17 protein-coding genes are annotated in these 17,979 nt (G+C 53.0%); 5 read left to right on the top strand and 12 right to left on the bottom strand.

Going from position 1 to position 17,979, the window contains the following annotated elements; translation table 11 throughout:
- Positions 1–14: 14 nt before the first annotated feature.
- The 3 genes from V7Z75_RS02070 to der are packed head-to-tail and all read left to right on the top strand — an operon-like array spanning position 15 to position 3,317.
- A complete protein-coding gene (locus V7Z75_RS02070) occupies positions 15–644 on the top strand; it encodes a YfgM family protein (protein ID WP_334106809.1) in 630 nt (209 codons plus the stop codon).
- Positions 645–647: 3 nt separating this feature from the next.
- Positions 648–1,817: an outer membrane protein assembly factor BamB gene (bamB, locus tag V7Z75_RS02065; protein WP_334106808.1), complete on the top strand. Its 1,170-nt coding sequence runs from the start codon at positions 648–650 to the stop codon at positions 1,815–1,817.
- A gap of 3 nt (positions 1,818–1,820) precedes the next feature.
- Positions 1,821–3,317, top strand: coding sequence for a ribosome biogenesis GTPase Der (gene der, locus V7Z75_RS02060; RefSeq protein WP_334106806.1), 1,497 nt, complete (start codon positions 1,821–1,823; stop codon positions 3,315–3,317).
- Between the two features lie 188 nt (positions 3,318–3,505).
- Here the strand turns inward: der and V7Z75_RS02055 are convergent, their stop codons facing one another.
- The gene (locus V7Z75_RS02055; RefSeq protein ID WP_334106804.1) at positions 3,506–4,309 is read right to left on the bottom strand and encodes an outer membrane protein assembly factor BamD; all 804 of its coding nucleotides are present in this window, start codon (positions 4,307–4,309) and stop codon (positions 3,506–3,508) included.
- An 84-nt stretch (positions 4,310–4,393) separates the two neighbouring features.
- Here V7Z75_RS02055 and rluD point away from each other — a divergent pair, with 84 nt between their 5' ends.
- A complete protein-coding gene (rluD, locus tag V7Z75_RS02050; RefSeq protein ID WP_334106803.1) occupies positions 4,394–5,458 on the top strand; it encodes a 23S rRNA pseudouridine(1911/1915/1917) synthase RluD in 1,065 nt (354 codons plus the stop codon).
- On the top strand, positions 5,448–6,182 hold the full coding sequence (gene pgeF / locus V7Z75_RS02045; protein WP_442919858.1) for a peptidoglycan editing factor PgeF: 735 nt from the start codon (positions 5,448–5,450) through the stop codon (positions 6,180–6,182). The genes rluD and pgeF overlap by 11 nt, the downstream gene beginning before the upstream one ends.
- 59 nt (positions 6,183–6,241) lie before the next feature.
- Here pgeF and V7Z75_RS02040 read toward each other — a convergent pair whose 3' ends face one another.
- The 11 genes from V7Z75_RS02040 to V7Z75_RS01990 all read right to left on the bottom strand — a co-directional run bounded on the left by V7Z75_RS02040 (position 6,242) and on the right by V7Z75_RS01990 (position 17,836).
- Positions 6,242–6,607: a VOC family protein gene (locus V7Z75_RS02040; protein WP_334106800.1), complete on the bottom strand. Its 366-nt coding sequence runs from the start codon at positions 6,605–6,607 to the stop codon at positions 6,242–6,244.
- Between the two features lie 151 nt (positions 6,608–6,758).
- Positions 6,759–7,550: a heme ABC transporter ATP-binding protein gene (locus V7Z75_RS02035; protein WP_334106798.1), complete on the bottom strand. Its 792-nt coding sequence runs from the start codon at positions 7,548–7,550 to the stop codon at positions 6,759–6,761.
- Positions 7,551–7,556: 6 nt separating this feature from the next.
- Positions 7,557–8,660 carry a FecCD family ABC transporter permease gene (locus tag V7Z75_RS02030; protein ID WP_334106796.1) on the bottom strand — a complete coding sequence of 368 codons (1,104 nt, stop codon included), beginning with the start codon at positions 8,658–8,660 and terminating at the stop codon, positions 7,557–7,559.
- Positions 8,657–9,499 carry a heme/hemin ABC transporter substrate-binding protein gene (locus V7Z75_RS02025; RefSeq protein WP_334106795.1) on the bottom strand — a complete coding sequence of 281 codons (843 nt, stop codon included), beginning with the start codon at positions 9,497–9,499 and terminating at the stop codon, positions 8,657–8,659. The genes V7Z75_RS02030 and V7Z75_RS02025 overlap by 4 nt, the downstream gene beginning before the upstream one ends.
- Before the next feature lie 17 nt (positions 9,500–9,516).
- Positions 9,517–10,560 (bottom strand): hemin-degrading factor, encoded by a 1,044-nt coding sequence (locus V7Z75_RS02020; protein WP_334106793.1) that lies wholly within the window; start codon positions 10,558–10,560, stop codon positions 9,517–9,519.
- A gap of 37 nt (positions 10,561–10,597) precedes the next feature.
- A complete protein-coding gene (locus V7Z75_RS02015) occupies positions 10,598–12,823 on the bottom strand; it encodes a TonB-dependent receptor domain-containing protein (protein ID WP_334106791.1) in 2,226 nt (741 codons plus the stop codon).
- Positions 12,824–12,904: 81 nt separating this feature from the next.
- Positions 12,905–13,522 (bottom strand): PEP-CTERM sorting domain-containing protein, encoded by a 618-nt coding sequence (locus V7Z75_RS02010; protein ID WP_334106790.1) that lies wholly within the window; start codon positions 13,520–13,522, stop codon positions 12,905–12,907.
- An 81-nt stretch (positions 13,523–13,603) separates the two neighbouring features.
- Entirely contained in the window at positions 13,604–14,305 is a 702-nt protein-coding gene (locus V7Z75_RS02005) for a PEP-CTERM sorting domain-containing protein (RefSeq protein WP_334106788.1), read from the bottom strand.
- A gap of 149 nt (positions 14,306–14,454) precedes the next feature.
- A complete protein-coding gene (locus tag V7Z75_RS02000) occupies positions 14,455–14,673 on the bottom strand; it encodes a hypothetical protein (RefSeq protein WP_334106786.1) in 219 nt (72 codons plus the stop codon).
- A gap of 130 nt (positions 14,674–14,803) precedes the next feature.
- Positions 14,804–17,083, bottom strand: a complete 2,280-nt coding sequence (locus tag V7Z75_RS01995) for a TonB-dependent receptor domain-containing protein (protein ID WP_334106785.1) — start codon at positions 17,081–17,083, stop codon at positions 14,804–14,806.
- Between the two features lie 87 nt (positions 17,084–17,170).
- Entirely contained in the window at positions 17,171–17,836 is a 666-nt protein-coding gene (locus V7Z75_RS01990) for a PEP-CTERM sorting domain-containing protein (protein ID WP_334106784.1), read from the bottom strand.
- Between the last annotated feature and the right edge of the window lie 143 nt (positions 17,837–17,979).

The following is a 17,979-nucleotide window of genomic DNA, read 5'->3' as shown; positions in this document are numbered from 1 at the left end:
TTTTAGGAAAAGCAATGGCATACGATTTGGAAGAACAAGACCAGCTGGACGCGCTCAAGACCTGGTGGAAGCATAACGGCAACAAGGTAATGGGCGTTGCCGTATTGGCCTTGGTTGGCTTTGGTGGTTACGAAGGCTGGAAGTTTTACCAATACCGGCAATCTGCATCGGCTTCTGTGCAATACCAGAACATGGCGAATACCGATATCAAGGATGTGGCGAAAATCCGCGCCTTATCCGCCGAATTGATGGACAAATATTCTTCCACGCCTTATGCGGGCCGCGCTGCTGTGGCAGTAGCTAAGCTGAACTATCAGGAACAAGACAAGGAAAGCGCCAAGGCGCAACTGGAATGGGCCTCGAAAAATGCAACGGAAGATTCCATCCGTGCAATTGCGCTATTGCAACTGGCAACCATTCAGTATGAGGATAAGGCTTATGATGAGGCCTTGAAGACCTTGTCAGAAAAATATGAAGCCACCGGCTATGCAGGCCTGTTTGCCGATCTCAAGGGCGACGTACTTGCCGCACAAGGCAAGACGGATGAAGCCAAGGCTGCTTACAAGGACGCACTAACCAAGCTGGATGTGCAGGGTGATTATCACAAATATACAGAACACAAACTGGAAGCGCTGGGAGGCTAAGGTTTGCGTTTAATCTCATTGCTGATAGCAGCATCTTTTGCCGTTAGCGGTTGCACCTCGCTGACCGATCTCAAGACGGATATTTCCGAGCGTGTGTTTGGGCGGGACGATGTGGACCCGCCTGCTGAGCTCGTCAATTTCAAAGCTACCCTGAAGCCGACAATTGTATGGTCAGCCAGGCTGGGAGAATCTGCTTTGGCGGATTTTATCCCTGCGGCGGCAGATGGCTTTATCTATGCTGCGAGCGGTAATGGCGATATTGCCAAGGTAGATGCCATCAAGGGCAAGCAGGTATGGAAAATCAATGCTGGCGAGCCGTTGACCGGCGGCGTTGGCTTCGGTAATCAGTTGGTACTCGTTGGCACGCCCAAGGGCTACGTGCTGGCTTATAACCTTGATGGCAAGTTGCTATGGAAATCCAAGGTCAGCAGCGAAGTGCTGAGCGCGCCGCAAGTGGACCAGGATGTAGTGGTCGTGCGCTGCGGCGATAGCCGGATTTTTGGCTTGAATGTCAAGGATGGCGCCCGTAAGTGGGTGTACGAGCGCGCGACGCCAACATTGACCTTGCGAAGCAGCGCAGGTGTCACCATCGCTGATGGCGCTGTATATGCAGGGTTTGCCGGTGGCAAGCTGGTGGCATTGAAAGCTGAGGATGGAAAAACTCTGTGGGAGGCTTCAGTAGCCTTGCCCAAAGGCACCACTGAGCTGGAGCGGATTGCCGACATCACCAGCCTGCCGGTCGTGGATGGGCCGATGGTGTATGCTGCTGCCTACCAAGGTCGTGTGGCTGCCGTTGAGCGCACGACAGGACGTGTGACCTGGACCAGGGATCTTTCCAGCTATACGGGCCTCGGCGCTGAAGAGGCGAGAGTGTATGTTTCCCACAGCGCTGGCTCTGTATTCTCGCTTGATTATTCCAGTGGACGCACCTTCTGGCGTCAGCCAGACCTCAAAAATCGTCAATTGAGCGCGCCGCTGCCCATGGGGGGCGTGGTGGCGGTGGGCGATGTTGAGGGTTATGTCCACTTCATGGACAGGGATGAAGGCAATTTTGTCGCCAGGCTGCAAACCGAAAAAAGCCCTGTCATGCCTCAGCCGGTGGCGCTGGGAACCAATGGTTTCCTGGTGCAGACCCGTAAGGGTGGCCTCTTCGCTATTTCAGTAGCCAAATAAACCATGCTCCCTACAATCGTTCTGGTAGGCCGTCCCAATGTCGGCAAATCCACCTTATTCAACCGCCTGACCAAGACGCGCGATGCCTTGGTTGCCGATTTGCCGGGCCTGACGCGTGACCGGCATTATGGCCGTGGTGTGGTGGGCAGCAAACCTTATCTGGTGGTGGATACCGGTGGATTCGAACCGCTAGTTGATAGCGGCATCCTCAAGGAAATGGCGCGGCAAACCCTGCTTGCAGTTGATGAAGCCGATGTGGTGATTTTCCTGGTGGACGGCCGTAATGGGTTGGCGCCACAGGATAAGGTGATTGCGGAGCGCCTGCGCCGCAGCCAACGCCCCATCCTGCTTGCCGTGAACAAGACCGAAGGCATGAACCGCGCTATCGCCAGTGCCGAGTTTCATGAACTGGGGCTAGGCGACCCGTTGGCGATTTCATCAGCGCATGGGGAGGGGGTGCGCGACCTGGTGGAGCTTGCTCTGGAAAACTTCCCCGAGCCTGATGAAGAGGATAAAGCCAAAGCCAACCAGGTACCCAAGGTAGCCATTGTCGGTCGCCCGAATGTGGGCAAATCCACTTTAGTCAACGCCTTGCTGGGCGAAGAACGCGTGATTGCGTTCGACCAGCCAGGTACGACCCGTGACTCCATTTATCTCGATCTGGAGCGCAACGGCAAGGATTACACCATTATCGATACCGCTGGCGTGCGCAAGCGCGGCAAGGTATTCGAGGCTGTGGAGAAATTCTCCGTAATCAAGACCATGCAGGCGATCGAGGAAGCCAATGTGGCGATTCTGGTGGTGGATGCCCAGGAAGGCATTACCGAGCAGGATGCGCACGTCTCGGCCTATATTCTCGACAGCGGCCGTGCATTGGTGGTAGCAGTGAACAAATGGGACGGCCTGGAAGAGGACAAGCGCGAGTGGATCAAGCGCGAGATTGACCGTAAATTGCAATTCCTCGACTTTGCCAAGTTTCACTATATTTCCGCCCTGCGCAAGAAAGGGCTGGGAGAGTTGTTCAGCTCCGTTGATGCGGCCTACAAGGCTGCCATGGCCAAGCTTTCAACCCCGCAACTCACCCGTGTGCTGGAGGATGCCACCATGCAGCACCAGCCGCCGATCAGCAAGGGCATACGCCCCAAGCTGCGCTATGCCCACCAAGGTGGCAGCAACCCGCCTATCGTGGTAATTCATGGCAACCATGTGCAAGGGATCAAGGATAGCTATAAACGCTACCTTGCTGGCGTTTTCCGCCAGGCGTTCCAGCTTACTGGCACGCCGCTGCGTGTCCAGTTTAATCAGGGCGATAATCCGTTTGCGGAGCCGGAAGAGCGCAAGCAGGGCGAGGGGATTGTCAGCATGCGCAGGCGCAAGACTGCGGAGCGGGCGACCATGAATGCGCGCCGTAATGAGGAGCAAGGCCGCAAGGCCGGAAAACAGCCGGGAGTAGTGGCAAGCGCGCGGAATATCAGGAAGAAGCCAGCGATCAAGAAATAAGGCTGAGATATTTGATATTCAGATGTACTGGTGACGTTGGCCGGGCAGTTGCCCGGCCAAGTTTTTGATAAGAGTGAAGTGGCTGACGAGACTCAGCGTAGTACTCTAGCTAGATGTTTCTCTGCAAGCAGTAGTAAGAACGATACAACAAGGTATGGCGACATGCCAGGTGAGTTCTGCTGATTGCTTTAAAGCAGGCTTTCCCAGAATTTCCACCATACGCGCTCGTCGCTGGGCGCATTGCCGGTGAGGATGGGGCTGTTGGGGTAGTTCTTGACCAGGACGCGCTTGGTGTCGTCGCGCAGGTCGTTCATGCCCATGGCGTCATAGGCGCTGATCATGATCACCAGCGCTTCCTCGACATCAGGTGTGTCCGGGTAGAATTCCATGACATATTTGCAGCGGTTGACGGCGGCCACATAAGCCTGGCGTTTCATGTAGTAGCGCGCCACATGCATTTCGTGCTGTGCCAGGGAGTTGACCAGATAACTCATGCGCAGGCTGGCATCCTTGACGTAACGACTGTTGGGATAGCGGTTCACCAGTTCCTTGAGGGAAAGGAAGGATTCGCGCAATGATTTTGGGTCGCGGTCGCTGATCTGCTGCTTGGTAAGTTTTTCGACCAAGCCGCGCTCATTAAAGGTTGCCAGGCCTTTCATGTAGTAGGCATAGTCTACATTGGGATGGTTGGGGTGCAACTTGATGAAGCGATCGGCGGCAGCCATGGTCGCGGCCGGGTCACTTTTCTTGTAATGGGCGTAGATCACGTCAAGCTGGGATTGTGTGGCATAGCGGCCATGGGGGTAGCGCGACTCCAGGATCTGGAAATACTTGATGGCTTTATCGAAATCACGGGTTTTCATGTTCTCTTCCGCAGCAGCATAGATGCGCTGCACGGGCCAGCCCTTGGTTTCATCCAGTTCGGTCGGTGCGCCGAAAATCGCACAGCCGGTGAGCCAGAGTGCTGCAATTAACGCTAAACTATGCTTCATTTACAAATCCATGATTAAGGTTGTGGATGCCGATCAATAATGCAACAGCCCTGAGAACAGGGCTATATTTTTTAATTATAACCGATGAGCCACACCACACAGCCTATTACTCTCACAATTACCCAGGAGCTTGGCGGCATGCGCCTCGACCAGGCATTACAACGCCTGATGCCTGAGCATTCGCGCTCGCGCATCCAGGGTTGGATCAAGGATGGTTTGGTTACCATCGCTGGTGAAACACCTACCGCCAAGTTCAAGGTGTGGGGTGGTGAGCAGGTGCAGATCATCCCGCAGACTGTCCCGGAGTCGCTGGCGTTTGAGCCGGAGGATATCGCGCTGGACGTGGTATTCGAGGACGAGCATATCCTGGTCATCAATAAACCGGCAGGGCTGGTGGTGCATCCTGCGGCAGGCAACTGGAGCGGCACATTGCTCAACGCCTTGCTGCATCACGCGCCGCAGCTCAAGGATGTGCCGCGTGCCGGCATTGTGCACCGGTTGGATAAAGATACCAGCGGGCTGCTGGTCGTCGCCAAGACGCTTGAGGCGCAGACCAACCTGGTGCGCCAGTTACAGGCGCGTACCGTCAAGCGCGAATACCGCACTATTGTCTGGGGCCAGGTGTGGCGCAATGGAAAGATTGACCAGCCCATTGGCCGCCATCCGCATGCACGCACCAAGATGGCAGTGAACCGCATGGGCAAGCCTGCTGTCACCCATTATGAAGTGCTGGACCGCTTTGCAGTGTATACCTATATGCGTTGCCTTCTGGAAACCGGGCGTACGCACCAGATCCGCGTGCATATGCAACATCTCAAGGCACCGATTGTGGGCGATCCTGTCTATGGTATTCGCGGCATCTTGCCGCTGCGTCACATCTCAGACAATCTCCGCACGGTGCTGCTGAACTTCAAGCGCCAAGCGTTGCACGCTATCCGACTGGGCTTGAAACATCCAGCTACCGGCGAGCAGATGGAATGGCAAGTGGAGCTGGCTGCTGATATGAAGATGCTATTGGAAGCCATCCGCGCGGAAAATGTGCCGCCGGAAGAAGCAGATGCCTTTTATGTGGACGATGACGAATTCGCCTATGAATACATCGGCGATGACGACGATGAGTGGCTTGAGGAGGACGATGATGCTGAATGACCATGACCTGATCATCCCCGATTGGCCTGCGCCCGCCAATGTCAGAGCCTTGCAGACCACACGTGCCGGTGGGATCAGTAAACCTCCTTACGACAGCCTGAACCTGGGAATGCATGTCGGTGATGCTCCGCTGGACGTGGCAGCCAACCGCCAGCGTCTGAACCGCTATGTGCCGACGGAACCAGTGTGGCTCAACCAAGTGCATGGCATAGAAGTGGTAGATGCCAGCACTGCGAGTTGCGTGCCGGATGCCGATGCGGCGTTTGCGCGTACCCGGCATACCATATGCGCCGTCATGACGGCGGATTGTCTGCCGATATTGCTCTGCGACCAGGCTGGCACCATCGTGGCTGCCGTGCATGCGGGCTGGCGCAGTTTACTGGATGGCGTGATCGAAACGACAGTGCAGGCCATGAACAAACCTGGCAACGAGTTATTGGCCTGGCTGGGGCCTGCCATCGGCCCCGATGCATTTGAGGTGGGCGACGAGGTCAGGGCTGCCTTCATCGAGCGCGATGCGAAAGCAGAGCAGGCATTCAAACCTGCTGTTTCTGGCAAATGGTTCGGAGATATCTTCCTGCTGGGACGGCAACGCTTGTCCAATACAGGTGTGACCGCGGTTTATGGCGGCGGTTTATGCACCTACCATGACGCCAAGCGCTTTTTCTCCTTCCGGCGAGATGAGGTGACAGGACGCATGGCCAGCCTGATCTGGCTGGATTGATCTTTTTAATGCGCGTCTAACTGCTTAGCTATAAGTTAAGGTCATGGCGCATATAATCATCAAATATTCTGTCCGATGCGCCAGAGCACGCCACTGGGGTCGGTAAAGGCAAAATCACGCATTCTCCAAGGCTGATCGGTCAGGCCTGAAATCTTGCTCCCATATTTACGGGCGATGTCAGCCTGCTGGATTTTGTCATACCAGGCGGAGACGTCTTCCACCAGCAGATGCATCATGAAGTTTTCAGCGAGTCCTTCCGCGCAAAAATCTTGTAACAGGAAGGCGCAATGTTCAAAACAGAAATAGGCAATACCACCACCTTCCGAGCGTTTTTCGAAGCCGATATCTTGATAAAACTGCTGGGAAAGCTGGAAATCTTTTGCCGGAACAAAGGCCTTGATCTCCACCGTTTTCAGTGTGCTCATGTGAATACCTCTGATGGTTTAGATAGGTTGATCAGCTAAAACTTACCCTTGCTTCTTGTCATGCGGGAGGCATTACTCAAGAAACTGCGGCTTGAGGGCTGGAATAACAGCGGCAACGCATGTATTCCATGAAAAGCTCGTGAACAGGTTGTTATTCGCTTCGTCTGCGTGCGGCAATCATTGGTGTGCCACCATCTGGATGGTTGAGCAATATGCAGGGCAGGTCGAAACAGGCTTCCACCATCGCGGGTGTCATAATGGTTTCTACCGTGTCGATTGCCTGCAATTTCCCATCACGTAACAAAGCAATGCGATCGGCATATTGAGCCGCAAGGTTGAGATCGTGCACGATGGCGACCACGGCAATATCGCCTTTGTCCGCCCATTTGCGGGCAATATCAAGCATGCGGTGTTGTTGCAGTGGATCCAGCGCAGCGGTGGGCTCATCCAGCAGCAGCAAGCGTGGTGTTGCCGTGCTTTCCCATATCTGCGCCAGTACGCGTGCCATCTGCACCCGTGCCTGTTCTCCGCCAGAAAGGGTGGTGTATATTTGATTGGCAAGATGAACGGCATCGACTTCCTGCATGGCAGCCAGGGCGATCTGGTAATCCTGCGCGCGGCTGGCTCCCTGATGATGGGGATGGCGGCCCAGCAGGATGATTTCCAGCGCCGTGTAGGCAAAGCCGACTTCCGCATGCTGCTGCATGAGCGCCCGCTGGCGGGCGAGCTGGAGCAGATTCCATGCAGATAGCGGCTTGCCTGCCCAGTGGATTTCACCAAGGCTGGGCTTCAATTCACCAGAAATGAGGCGGATCAGGCAGCTTTTGCCTGCTCCGTTGGGGCCGCAGATCGCAACCAGTTCGCCTGGCGCAATCGTGAAATTGATATTGTGAAGCAGCCTTTTGCTGCCGATATTGAGCGTAGTGTCGATGACGTTCAGCATTTTGGCTTACATTCCGATCTTGCGCCGCATGCGGAACAGCAGCGCCAGGAAGAAAGGCACGCCGAGCAGGGCAGTGATGATGCCGACAGGCACTTCTGTGGGAGTGGCGATGGTGCGGGCCAGCAGGTCGGACAACAGCACAAGAATGGCACCTACCAGCGCGGATGCGGGCATGACCAGGCGTTGGTCAGGCCCAACGGCGAGCCGCACCAGGTGTGGAGCCACCAGGCCGATGAAGCCGATGATGCCAGTTACAGACACCACAGCGCCGACAGCCAGCGCAATTGCCCCGATGCATATCTGATTGAGTCGGCGCACGGAGACTCCAAGCAGGCTGGCCTGCACCTCGCCCAGTGCCAGCGTGTTGAGCGCGCTGGATTGCCTGAGCAGAATAAACACGGAACTGCCGCTTAAGCAGGCCACCATGGTGACCATTGGCCAGGTAGCGGCTCCCAGACTGCCAAGCGACCAGAAATTGAGGGAGCGCATCTGCAAATCGGAGGCGATAAAGGTCATCAGCCCGATCAATGCGCCGCAGAGCGAGCCGATGGCAATCCCCGCCAGCAGCATTAAGGCGATAGATGTTTGGCCCTGGCGCGTGGAAATGGCAAAAATCAGGAGAGTAGCAATCAGGCTGCCGATGAAGGCAAAAATAGGCAAGGCGAATTCGCCGATCACATCATGTAGCGCCACCATCCAGCTACCGCCCAGCACAATCGCTAGCGCCGCAAACAGCGCCGCGCCACCGGAAACGCCAACCAGGCCGGGCTCAGCCAGCGGATTGCGCAGCAACGCCTGCATGGCTGCACCTGAAACCGCGAGCGCTATACCGGTGAGGACGCCCAAGGCCAGGCGCGGCAGGCGGATGTTCCACAGCACCATGGCCTGTTGCATCTGTTCCTGCGGGATGGCTTGCCAGCTGGAAGAACCAGGCGGACGCATCAGCAGATTCAAGACATCCAAAGGTGGAATGCTGACTGCGCCTATCCCGGCTGCCAGCACAATCAGGATGGCAAGCGTGACGCCAAGCCCGATCAACACCCGGCTACGTAATTGCATGCTACGGCTTGCGGCGATGATGGGATGCATTGAAGGTGCGACAACACTCATTGTTTGCGAATGGCCTGAGCCAGCTCAGCCAGTGCGGAGGGCAGGCGAGGCGTGAAGCCCAGAATATATTGCGTATCCATGCTTACAATACGCTTATTTCTACCCGCGGGCGTCATGGCGATGCCCGGTGTTTTCAGAAAATTTTGCAGGCCACCGCTGGCTTCAAGCCCTTCATTGGTGACGATGATGACCTCAGGCGCGGCGGCGACCAGTGCTTCAGCGCTGAGAGGGCGGTAGCCCTTGTATTGTCCCGCCATGACATTCTCTGCACGTGCCAGACGGATGACGGCAGAGGCAGCTGTGTCGTCACCTGCCGCTTGTGCGCCGCGGCCTGCATTGCTCATGACAAACAACACTTTCGGCTGTCCTGGCAATTTGACTAGCTGGGACTCGGTTTCTTTCCAGGCGTTTTCAAATTGCTTGGCTACTTGCTCCGTGGTGTTGGCATTGAGTTGTCTGCCTATCGTACGGATGTCTGCCGCTACTTGCTGTGGGGTATGAGTGTTTTCCTGCAATTGAAGCACTTTCACCCCTGCATTGCGCACTTGGTCAATCACATTGCGCGGGCCAGCGCCCGCCTCGGCGATAATCAGCGTGGCACCCGTGGAAATCAGCCCTTCGGCGGATAAGGTGCGCATATAGCCCACCTTCGGTTTACCCGCCGCTGCTTCCGGGTAGGCGCTGGTCAGGTCATTGGCAATCACTTCGTCACCCTTGCCCAGCGCATAGACAATTTCAGTGACAGCTCCGCCGATGGTCAGCAGCTTTTCAGCAGCATGGGCAGCATGGCTGCCAATCATGAACATGGCAGCAAACAGCAAAGCGCGGCTTTTCATCATCTTTTTCTACCGTTCTTCTAAGCCAGGATAGGCAACTGGGCCACGATATTGCGCCAGGCCGCCAGCTCGGGCTTGCCTGGCTTACGCTCGCCAAAGAACTGCGCCATGATTTCGCCATCCTTGTCATACACTTCCAATGAGGTTACCTCGCCGTCATCTGTTGGTTTTCTCACTACCCACGATTCTGCAATCAGGTCAGTGCGCAAATGCAGGTTGAATGTCTCATCCAGCACATTGATCCATGGCCCCATCTCCTTAACGTTCTTGATCGGCCCGGTGTGAATCTGGATATTACCGGGGTTACCGACGAAACACATGATGCTGGTGCCATCTGCGGCGGCGATTTCAAGCACCTTTTGGGTGGAAATGTTATCCACCTTGTAGGCATAGCCTTCCGGTGCCAGACGCAGACCTTGCAGCCTGCTTACGCCGAACTTGCGCAGCAGCGGGAAGAAGTCATGGGTATCCTTCATCGCCAGCCAGGTTGCCTTGAAGCCTTCCTGGTCAATCTTGCTATCGGGTTTCTCTGCCGGGGCAGGCTGGGCGCTCTCCACTGCTTGTCCAGGCGTTTGATCATCGCTGCGGTGCTTTTGCACAATCTCGTTCCAGCCATCCACATTGCTGAAGTCTTTCAGATGAATTTTGTGAATGGCGGTGCCGGTGGCATCGTAGAACTGCAGGCTGCGCTGCGGGCCTTTTTCAGTTTCCTCGGTCACGGCGTAACCATGTTTCCAGTAAGAATAGAACACTCGCAAATCGATATCCGGACCCAGCACCAGGCCGGCATGGCCGAATGAGATATTTTCATAAGTACCGATTTTTTCATGCACGGTGCTCTCATTGCGGGTCAACGCCATCACTCGGCCCAGCTTGGGTACATCCGCAATAATGTCCTGGAACGGAGCCTTCAGGCGGATGGCTTCGCGGCCTATCGCATTCGCAATAGCCTGGCCTTCGCTGATACCGATGGCCTGCGCCGCTTCGCGGTTGCGCAGTTTCTGCTCTTTTTTTGCATTCTGAAAAGCCTGGTATTGCTGTTCGGTTGTAGCCAATTGATTCATGACGCCTCCTCTGGTTGATCCAATATTGATGATAGAGTTAATAAATAAGTTCTGTGTAGAATTTGATGTTACGCCCGGGGCCGGGCAGGCCGATATTCCCACTGAATCCACCGTCCAGGGTATATTCTTTATCACCGAGATTTTCGCCAACAAGCCTGAACGTAAGGTGTTGGTTAGGGCTCCATCGTATGCCAGCATTAAAAAGTTCGTAACCATCTTGAGTGGCAAAACGTGCTGTTGCACCAGACAAACCATTCAAATAGAGCCGATCTGAAACTCTGCGGTAGTTGAGGTTGATATCGAAGTTTTTCCCAATATTTGCCCCTAGTGTCAAATTAAATGCATTCCCAGGGATGGTATAAAGCGGACGGGAAGCATTGGTGTTCGGATATGACACACTGCCTGCAATTCTTGAGTAGGATGCCTGCATGTATAGCTGTTTGTAATTGAGATGGTTCTCAAATTCCCAACCATTTCTGCGCTGGGTCAGGTATTGTGGATTGCCTGCATTCATCACCGCATTGCTGGTGTGGATATGATAAAAAGTAGCTTTTGATGTGAGTTGAATCGGCTGTCCAAACAAGTGATTGGTTGCGTAATTGATACCTGCTTCTGTGCTTTCAACCCGTTGGGGACGATAAGTGTCATCACATGACGAATAATCTCGGGGGCATAGGCTCTGGCTCGAAGGTACTCCAGCAACTATTGGCCCGAGAATAAAGGCCGATCCTGCGCGAATTGGACTGAAACCCTGTCCATAATTGGCAAAAACGGTAAGATTTTCTGGAAGAATATCAAAAGCTAGTGCCAGATTATAAATCTCTTCCCTGAATTGGATTTCATGACGCTGTTTGGCAGCATCCATGGCTTGTCTGTATTGATCTAGCGCTTCCAAGGAGGTGTAATCTTTTCTGTAACCGGGTGTAATGGTTAACCGTTTAATCTGTATTGTAGGTTGAATGTAAAACGCCGTACTCGTGTTAAGGGCTGATGGTGTTGGATTATTGTCCACCATCACGGCAGAAACTGCGTTGGGCCTTGTGTATGTCCGGTGAGTGATTGTTTCTTGTTTTGCGTATTGGATGCCAATCAGCAATGCCAGATTGAGATCTTTGCTGGTAAAAATATTGGCTGTGTTGGCAAGATCAACATTCGTATTCTTGAAACTATAAGTATCTATGCGGTCACCAAAATCAAACATCCCGCTCCCATTGTTGCCTACCCAGCCATGTGGAGTTGTCTCATCCTGCTTCGTATGCCCTGTCCCTATGCTTGCCTTGAGGTTGATCCATTGATTGTCCGGGGTGAACTCCCATGTTTGTGAAATCGTTTCTTCATCGATCGCACGCAGAACATAAGGGGTGGAAAATATCAAATCTGTGATGGTGTCATACAATTGCGCGGTAGGTGCTTGCTTGAGTTTTGCCAGCGAGGTTGAAACTCTTAATGAATCCACAGGATATAAAGTAATTTTGAATAACTCGGAAACAGTATTGATGTTCGAGTATGCAAATTTATCGCCATTTCCAAGCGTCATGTCATTGGATTGACGATTGGTATAGTTGTAGATTAAGTCGATTCTTTCATGCGGGCGCGCATAGGCAAGATAGGAGCGCAGATATTCATCATTGTTGTTGCCGTAACCAAATTTGATGCGGGCGCCTGCGGTTTGGCCTGGGCGGAGAAAATCTTCGGCATCTTTGGTTCTGGTAATAACTGCGCCTCCAATATAGCCAGAATTGGTATTGATTTGCGGGCCGCGCCTGATCTCTATGGTTTTCAATAGATCAGGCTCGATATAAGTCCCTTTTGAACGATATTTACTATAATTTTTCAACACGCCATCGACAGACACCGCGACATCGCTACTCTCGAATCCACGAATATTGAAACTCATGCCATTGAGGCGCGGGCCACCGTCGATGCTGACACCGGGCGTGTTTCTTACGGCATCGAATACGGTAGAGACTTGCCGTCTTTCAAGGTCTTCGGCGGTGATCTTGGTGATGGACTGCGTTTTGTTGATGTGCTCGTCCTGAATTCTGGAAGAGCTGACGCTGGTTTCTGGTAATACAGTGGCTGCGGCATTGCCTTGCGCTGGTTTTGCGGCAGGAGCGGGCGGTGTTTTACCGGGTGATTCTATTTGCTTCTCTTCTTCAGGCTCATCTGCCAACGCAGAGAGAGGGTGATACGCCAGGGCTGACATCAGAACAAGCGTCAATATGATGCGGCGGTTCAAGACGCTGAAGCTGGCGGTTGTCATTGTCCAAAAGATGAATGTGAGTGCTATGGAAAAATGCGCCTGTCATGCATGAGCGCATGACAGGCGTGCTGCTAAAAAAGCTTAGTTTTGTTTGCGGGTGCGGCGGCTGGCAGCGCCAAGCATGCCCAGGCCGAGCGCCAGCATGGCATAAGTGCTTGGCTCAGGTACTGCAGCCACAGTTGCCAAGGCAATCTGGTCGATAAAGATGTGCTCAGATGCGGCCTTGAATTGGAACGTATAGAGGTCGGCTCCTGCGACATTGTTCCAGACCCAGTAGAGTTCCTGCTCATCGCCCTGGGAACCTACTCCGCTGAAGGCGACGACAGCAGTGGCGCTGGTGCCGTTCAATGTGGCTGTAGTATCCAATGTGTTGCCTTGTGCTGCTGTGCGCAGGTAGACATCAAACACGCCGGCAGTGCCAGCTAATGTGGCAGTGAAGGTCGGGATGTTGAACAGGGTGTAGATGCCTTCGCCCATTTGTATGGCAGCAGGAGGAGTCAGGCTGATGGTGCCTGCGCCGATTTCGGGTGTGCTGTCACCTGCGACGGTATCAAAGGAGTTCCACTCTACGTATTGCACAGGCGTTGCGTCGCCCCAAGGCGTAGCGGAATCCCAAACATTGGTAGTGGCGGATGCGGAAGTGGCGAAAGTCGCGCTTGCTGCCAAGGCGATGGCAGCAAGCTTGTAAGAAAACGTCATGATGTTACCCCGATTGAGTGTAAAGATACCAACCCGCGCGAAGGCGGGCTGGTAAGGTGTTGCCTGTTGTCTGATTGAGACTTAGGCGTTGTTCTGACGGGAACGGCGACCAGCAAAGGCGAGCACGCCCAAGCCGAGCGCCAGCATGCCGTAGGTGCTTGGCTCAGGAACAGCCGCAACAGCCACAGTAGCGAGTGCCAGTTGGTCCAGGCTGACGTGAGCGGCTGGGTCTGTCCATGTGAAGCTGACAGCGCTACCTTGAGTCAGGGAGACGTCATTCCAAACAAAGTAAAATTCGCGTTCTGCATCAACCAGGCCGAATTGAGTACCGTTGTATTGATAGAATGTCCCTGCTCCTGTAGCGGTGCCTGTGCCCGCATCTATGGCTACGGCTGTCGCTGCGCCGACACCGACCAGGGAAGCAGTGTTGCCTGCTGCCAAGCCAGATATAGAAAGACGCAGGTAAATATCAAAAATACCGCTGGTGGATGCGGTGAAAGAAGCGTTGTAAGAGATTGGGTTCTCTTGCCAGCTATAGATATTGGAGGTGGAGGTGATGATAGGGGTGCCGGTTGCTGTCAGGCTACCGGCACCTGCCACATCAGGAGTAGAGTCGGTGTAGCTGTTGCCAGCAGAGCTGTCAAAAGCGAAGTTGTTCCACTCTACATAATCAATCGTGGAGCCGCTCCAAGGCGCTGTTGAATCCCAGGAGTTGACAGTTGCGAAGGCGGAAGAGCTGAAAGCCAAACCTGTAGCGAGAGCTAAAGCTGAAAATTTCATCATGAGTACCTTTAATCATTAAGTGAATGCCATCGACCCCTTCCCCTTGAAGGTGTAAGCATTCAATTCAACATTTAGGCTCACGGACCCACACCGTCGAGCAATCAATGATCATCACCCTATGAACGGGTGCGATCAGAAAACCAATTCCATTAATTGGTCGAGCTATCCTGATTTTTATCTCCATCATTGCCTACAGGCTGGAAATCCACGACAAAGCGATACTGCTTGCCGCAATCAATAATGATTTCCTTCTGTCCGCGGCGGAGCAGGCGGATATCCACCTTGAGGCTGCCAAAGCCGTCATGTTCGACCAATTCATCCAAAAGGTTGAGTAGACAGGTCTTGACGGGAGCTTTTGCTGGCAACATAAATTCAGTGTCTAAGGGTTAAATAGATATACTTGCATAATAATAGTAACATTAAAATAAATGATAACAATTATCATTGGTTGATGCAATGGAAATATGAACCCATTCGCATTAGGGTGCGTTTTAAAATTCAGAAGGTTATCTCGGTAATGAAGCGGATGTTGCGGCCTGCGGCGCGGTTGCCTTGGAATCCAGAAAAGTCTCCGCCAGCATTGAGATGGTAATCCTTGTTTTTAATATTCTCGGCGATCAAGCGGAAAGCAAGCTGAGGAGAAGCTACCCAATAGAGTCCTGCATTGAATATTTCATAACCGTCCTGGATGCCAAGGCCAGAGTTTCCGATTAATGCCAAGCGAGGGGATACTTTTCTATAGCTAATATTGGCTCCCAGGTTTTTCAGGATCTGGGTGCCGATGGTCAGATTGAAGGTTTTTGCGGGAATACGATAGAGTTTTGCCGAATCTCCTGCGTTATCGATTTCGGTACCCCAAGTATTGGAAAAGGCAACCCGCGCATAGGCGTCGCGGTAAAGCAAACTTCCTTCGACCTCGTTGCCTTTTCTTCTTTCCTTGCCGTCTTGGGTTGTCATGCCGGTGCTTGGTTGCATGCTGAAGGAACGTAGCAAGTGGTCGGTGTCTATCTCGAAATAGGTGAGTTTCGACATCAACTGTACTTCGCTATTGAACAGGCGCGGGTTTTCGTAGCTCAAGCCGATTTCGCGAGATTCACTTTTTTGCAGCTTATACACATCCCCGCAAATATAGTTGGTAGAAGGGGTTGCGCAATTTCCTTCACCGCCATCGTAGCCATTGTAAGGAAAATCTGCATCTTTCGAATATGAGAAATACTCGTTGGCGGATGGAGGACGGAATCCCTGGGCATAGTTGCCGAACAAGACCAGTTGCTTGGGAATCAAGTCAAAAGTCAAACCGAGGCTGTAGGTTTTATGCGCGAAGCTGATGCTGTCCGACAGGCCTTTTTCCGCTAAGTGGTTTTTGACGCGGGGCTCAAGCGTCTTGATCTCATACCAATCGATGCGGAACCCCGGGATAATTCCTAGCCGGTCGATTTGCAACCGTGGCTGGGCGTAAAAGGCGGAATAGGTGTTTTTGCCGGAAACACTGGCTGCCCAGAACCCGTCATTACAAGGGTAGTTTGGATCACGGAAAGGATCTTTGCAGCTGTTGTTGTTATCGTATTTCCTGCTGACTTCTTTGCTGATGCTCCGATGTTGCAATCCGCTCAATAGCGACAGGCTGAATTTTTCCCGCGTGAATATGTCAGCAGTATTCGCGATGTCTATGGTAGTACTTTTAAAGTTGAGATGATCGTATCTCGTACCTAAAGCTTTAGTGCATTTTATATTGATTGCAAAATAGCAAAGATCATCCATTTTCGTGTGCCCTTTGCCGATGGTGGCAACGAGGTTGATCCATGGATGATCGGGGTTCCAGCGAATAGTTTCGGAAATGCTGTAGTCTTCTACCGTGCGAACCACATTGCCGAAGGCATCGGGGTTTGACCCTGTTGCATCGTATTGCTGCAACCCGGATTCTTCGAGCAGCACAACGGATGTGGAAAGCTCCAGCGTATCCGTAGGAAAAATACTGACTTTCAGGAGTTGGGATTTTGAATCGCCATTGGATGCTTCCAGTTTGCTACCGTCTGCGTGCGTGATGTCATTAGAGTGACGATAGGCACGGTTATATAAAATATCGATCGCGTCGTGAGGGCGCGCATACACGAGGTAGGATTTCTGGAATTCATCGTTATTGTCCGCATAGCCGAATTTCATACGTGCGCCATAGCGTTGACCAGGCTTCAGCAGATCAGCGGCATCCTTGGTGCGAAGCAGGACAGTGCCGCCTATGGAGCCTGAGCCGCTGGAAATTTGCGGCCCTCGTTGCACCTCGATGGATTTCAACAGTTCCGGCTCGGCAAAGGTGCCGCCAAATCGATATTTTTCAAAACCTTTCGGAACGCCGTCCACACGCACCTGAACATCTTCGTTGTCATTGAAGCCGCGGATATTGAACGACATGCCGCTAGGGCGGGGGCCGCCTTCGATTGCCAGGCCGGGAACATCGCGCACGGCCTCGAATATGGTAGCGGGCTGGGTTCTTTCAAGCTCTTTGGCTTCTATGGTCGTAATAGTTTGTGTTCGGTTGATGGTAACGGTTTTCTGCTTGATGCTGCTTGCGCTGACACCAATTTCTGGAAGAACTGCGGTACCTGGAGTATCACTTGATTTCTTGTGAAGCGTTTGGGGAGAAGATAGTTCTATGGATTCTGCGTCATGGTCATCGGATTGCTGCTCATGAGCAAAGACTGCATTGACATGTAGCGTCAATATAAACAGGCTTGCAGCCAATAATGGACGAACGAAGCCGATTTGTTCTTTGATGGTCATGATGAAGAGTAGTGCGATGGGGCATGAGCAGTAAAACGGCACCCAAGGAACGCTTGGATACCGTATCTGGAACGTCAGTTTGACCGATTAGGTGGTGTGCTTACGACGAGAACGGTTGCCTACGAAGCCCAGCATGCCAAGGCCGAGCGCCAGCATGCCGTAGGTGCTGGGCTCTGGTACTGCCGCAACTGCAACAGTAGCCAGCGCCAATTGATCCAAGCTAGTGTGGGACTTGGCGAGGGCACTGAAGTTGAATACTTGATTTGCACTGGTAATGGCGACGCTTTCCCAAACCCAGTAGGCTTCTTCTACATAGCCGGAACCCAAGCCCTCGAATTCGACAACATCATGAAATTGGGTAATCTTTGTAGCTTCTATACCGTCAAGTGTAGCTGTCGGGAGGAAGGTTGAGCCGTTGGTCTTGACTTTGAGATAGACGTCGAATATGTCACCGACTGCGCCAATGCTCGTCAACTGGAAGTTGTAAGTGGCATCATTGCTCGAGAAATGATAGAGATTGCCAGAACTGGCGGGGAATACTCCCGCTTGGGCATTCACTAAGGCGTTGCCGCCGAACTGAGGTGTTGCATCGCGTCTGCCACTGAATGTGTGCCATTCAGCGTAATCCGTGGCGTCTGCAACATCGCCCCATGGGTAGTCGTTGTACCAAACATTATCGGCAGCGAAAGTATGGCTGCTGAAGAATGCGCCGCCAGCCAAAGCCAGGGCAGCAAACGTGGTTGTCATTTTCATTGATTTGTTCCTTGATGGAGAGCACCTGAAATCCCTTCCCCGAGAAGGCGCCAGTACTCAAATACATTCTCAATTACCCACGGACTCTCACCGTCGGGGTGGATAGCTTTCTCTATGAGCGAGAAGGCTGATCTTTTTTCAAG

This window comes from Methylobacillus sp. (genome assembly GCF_036844465.1).
Classification (GTDB): Bacteria; Pseudomonadota; Gammaproteobacteria; order Burkholderiales; family Methylophilaceae; genus Methylobacillus.
The sequence above is the reverse complement of the archived record's forward strand: the minus strand, read 5'-3'. Positions and strand labels throughout refer to the sequence as shown.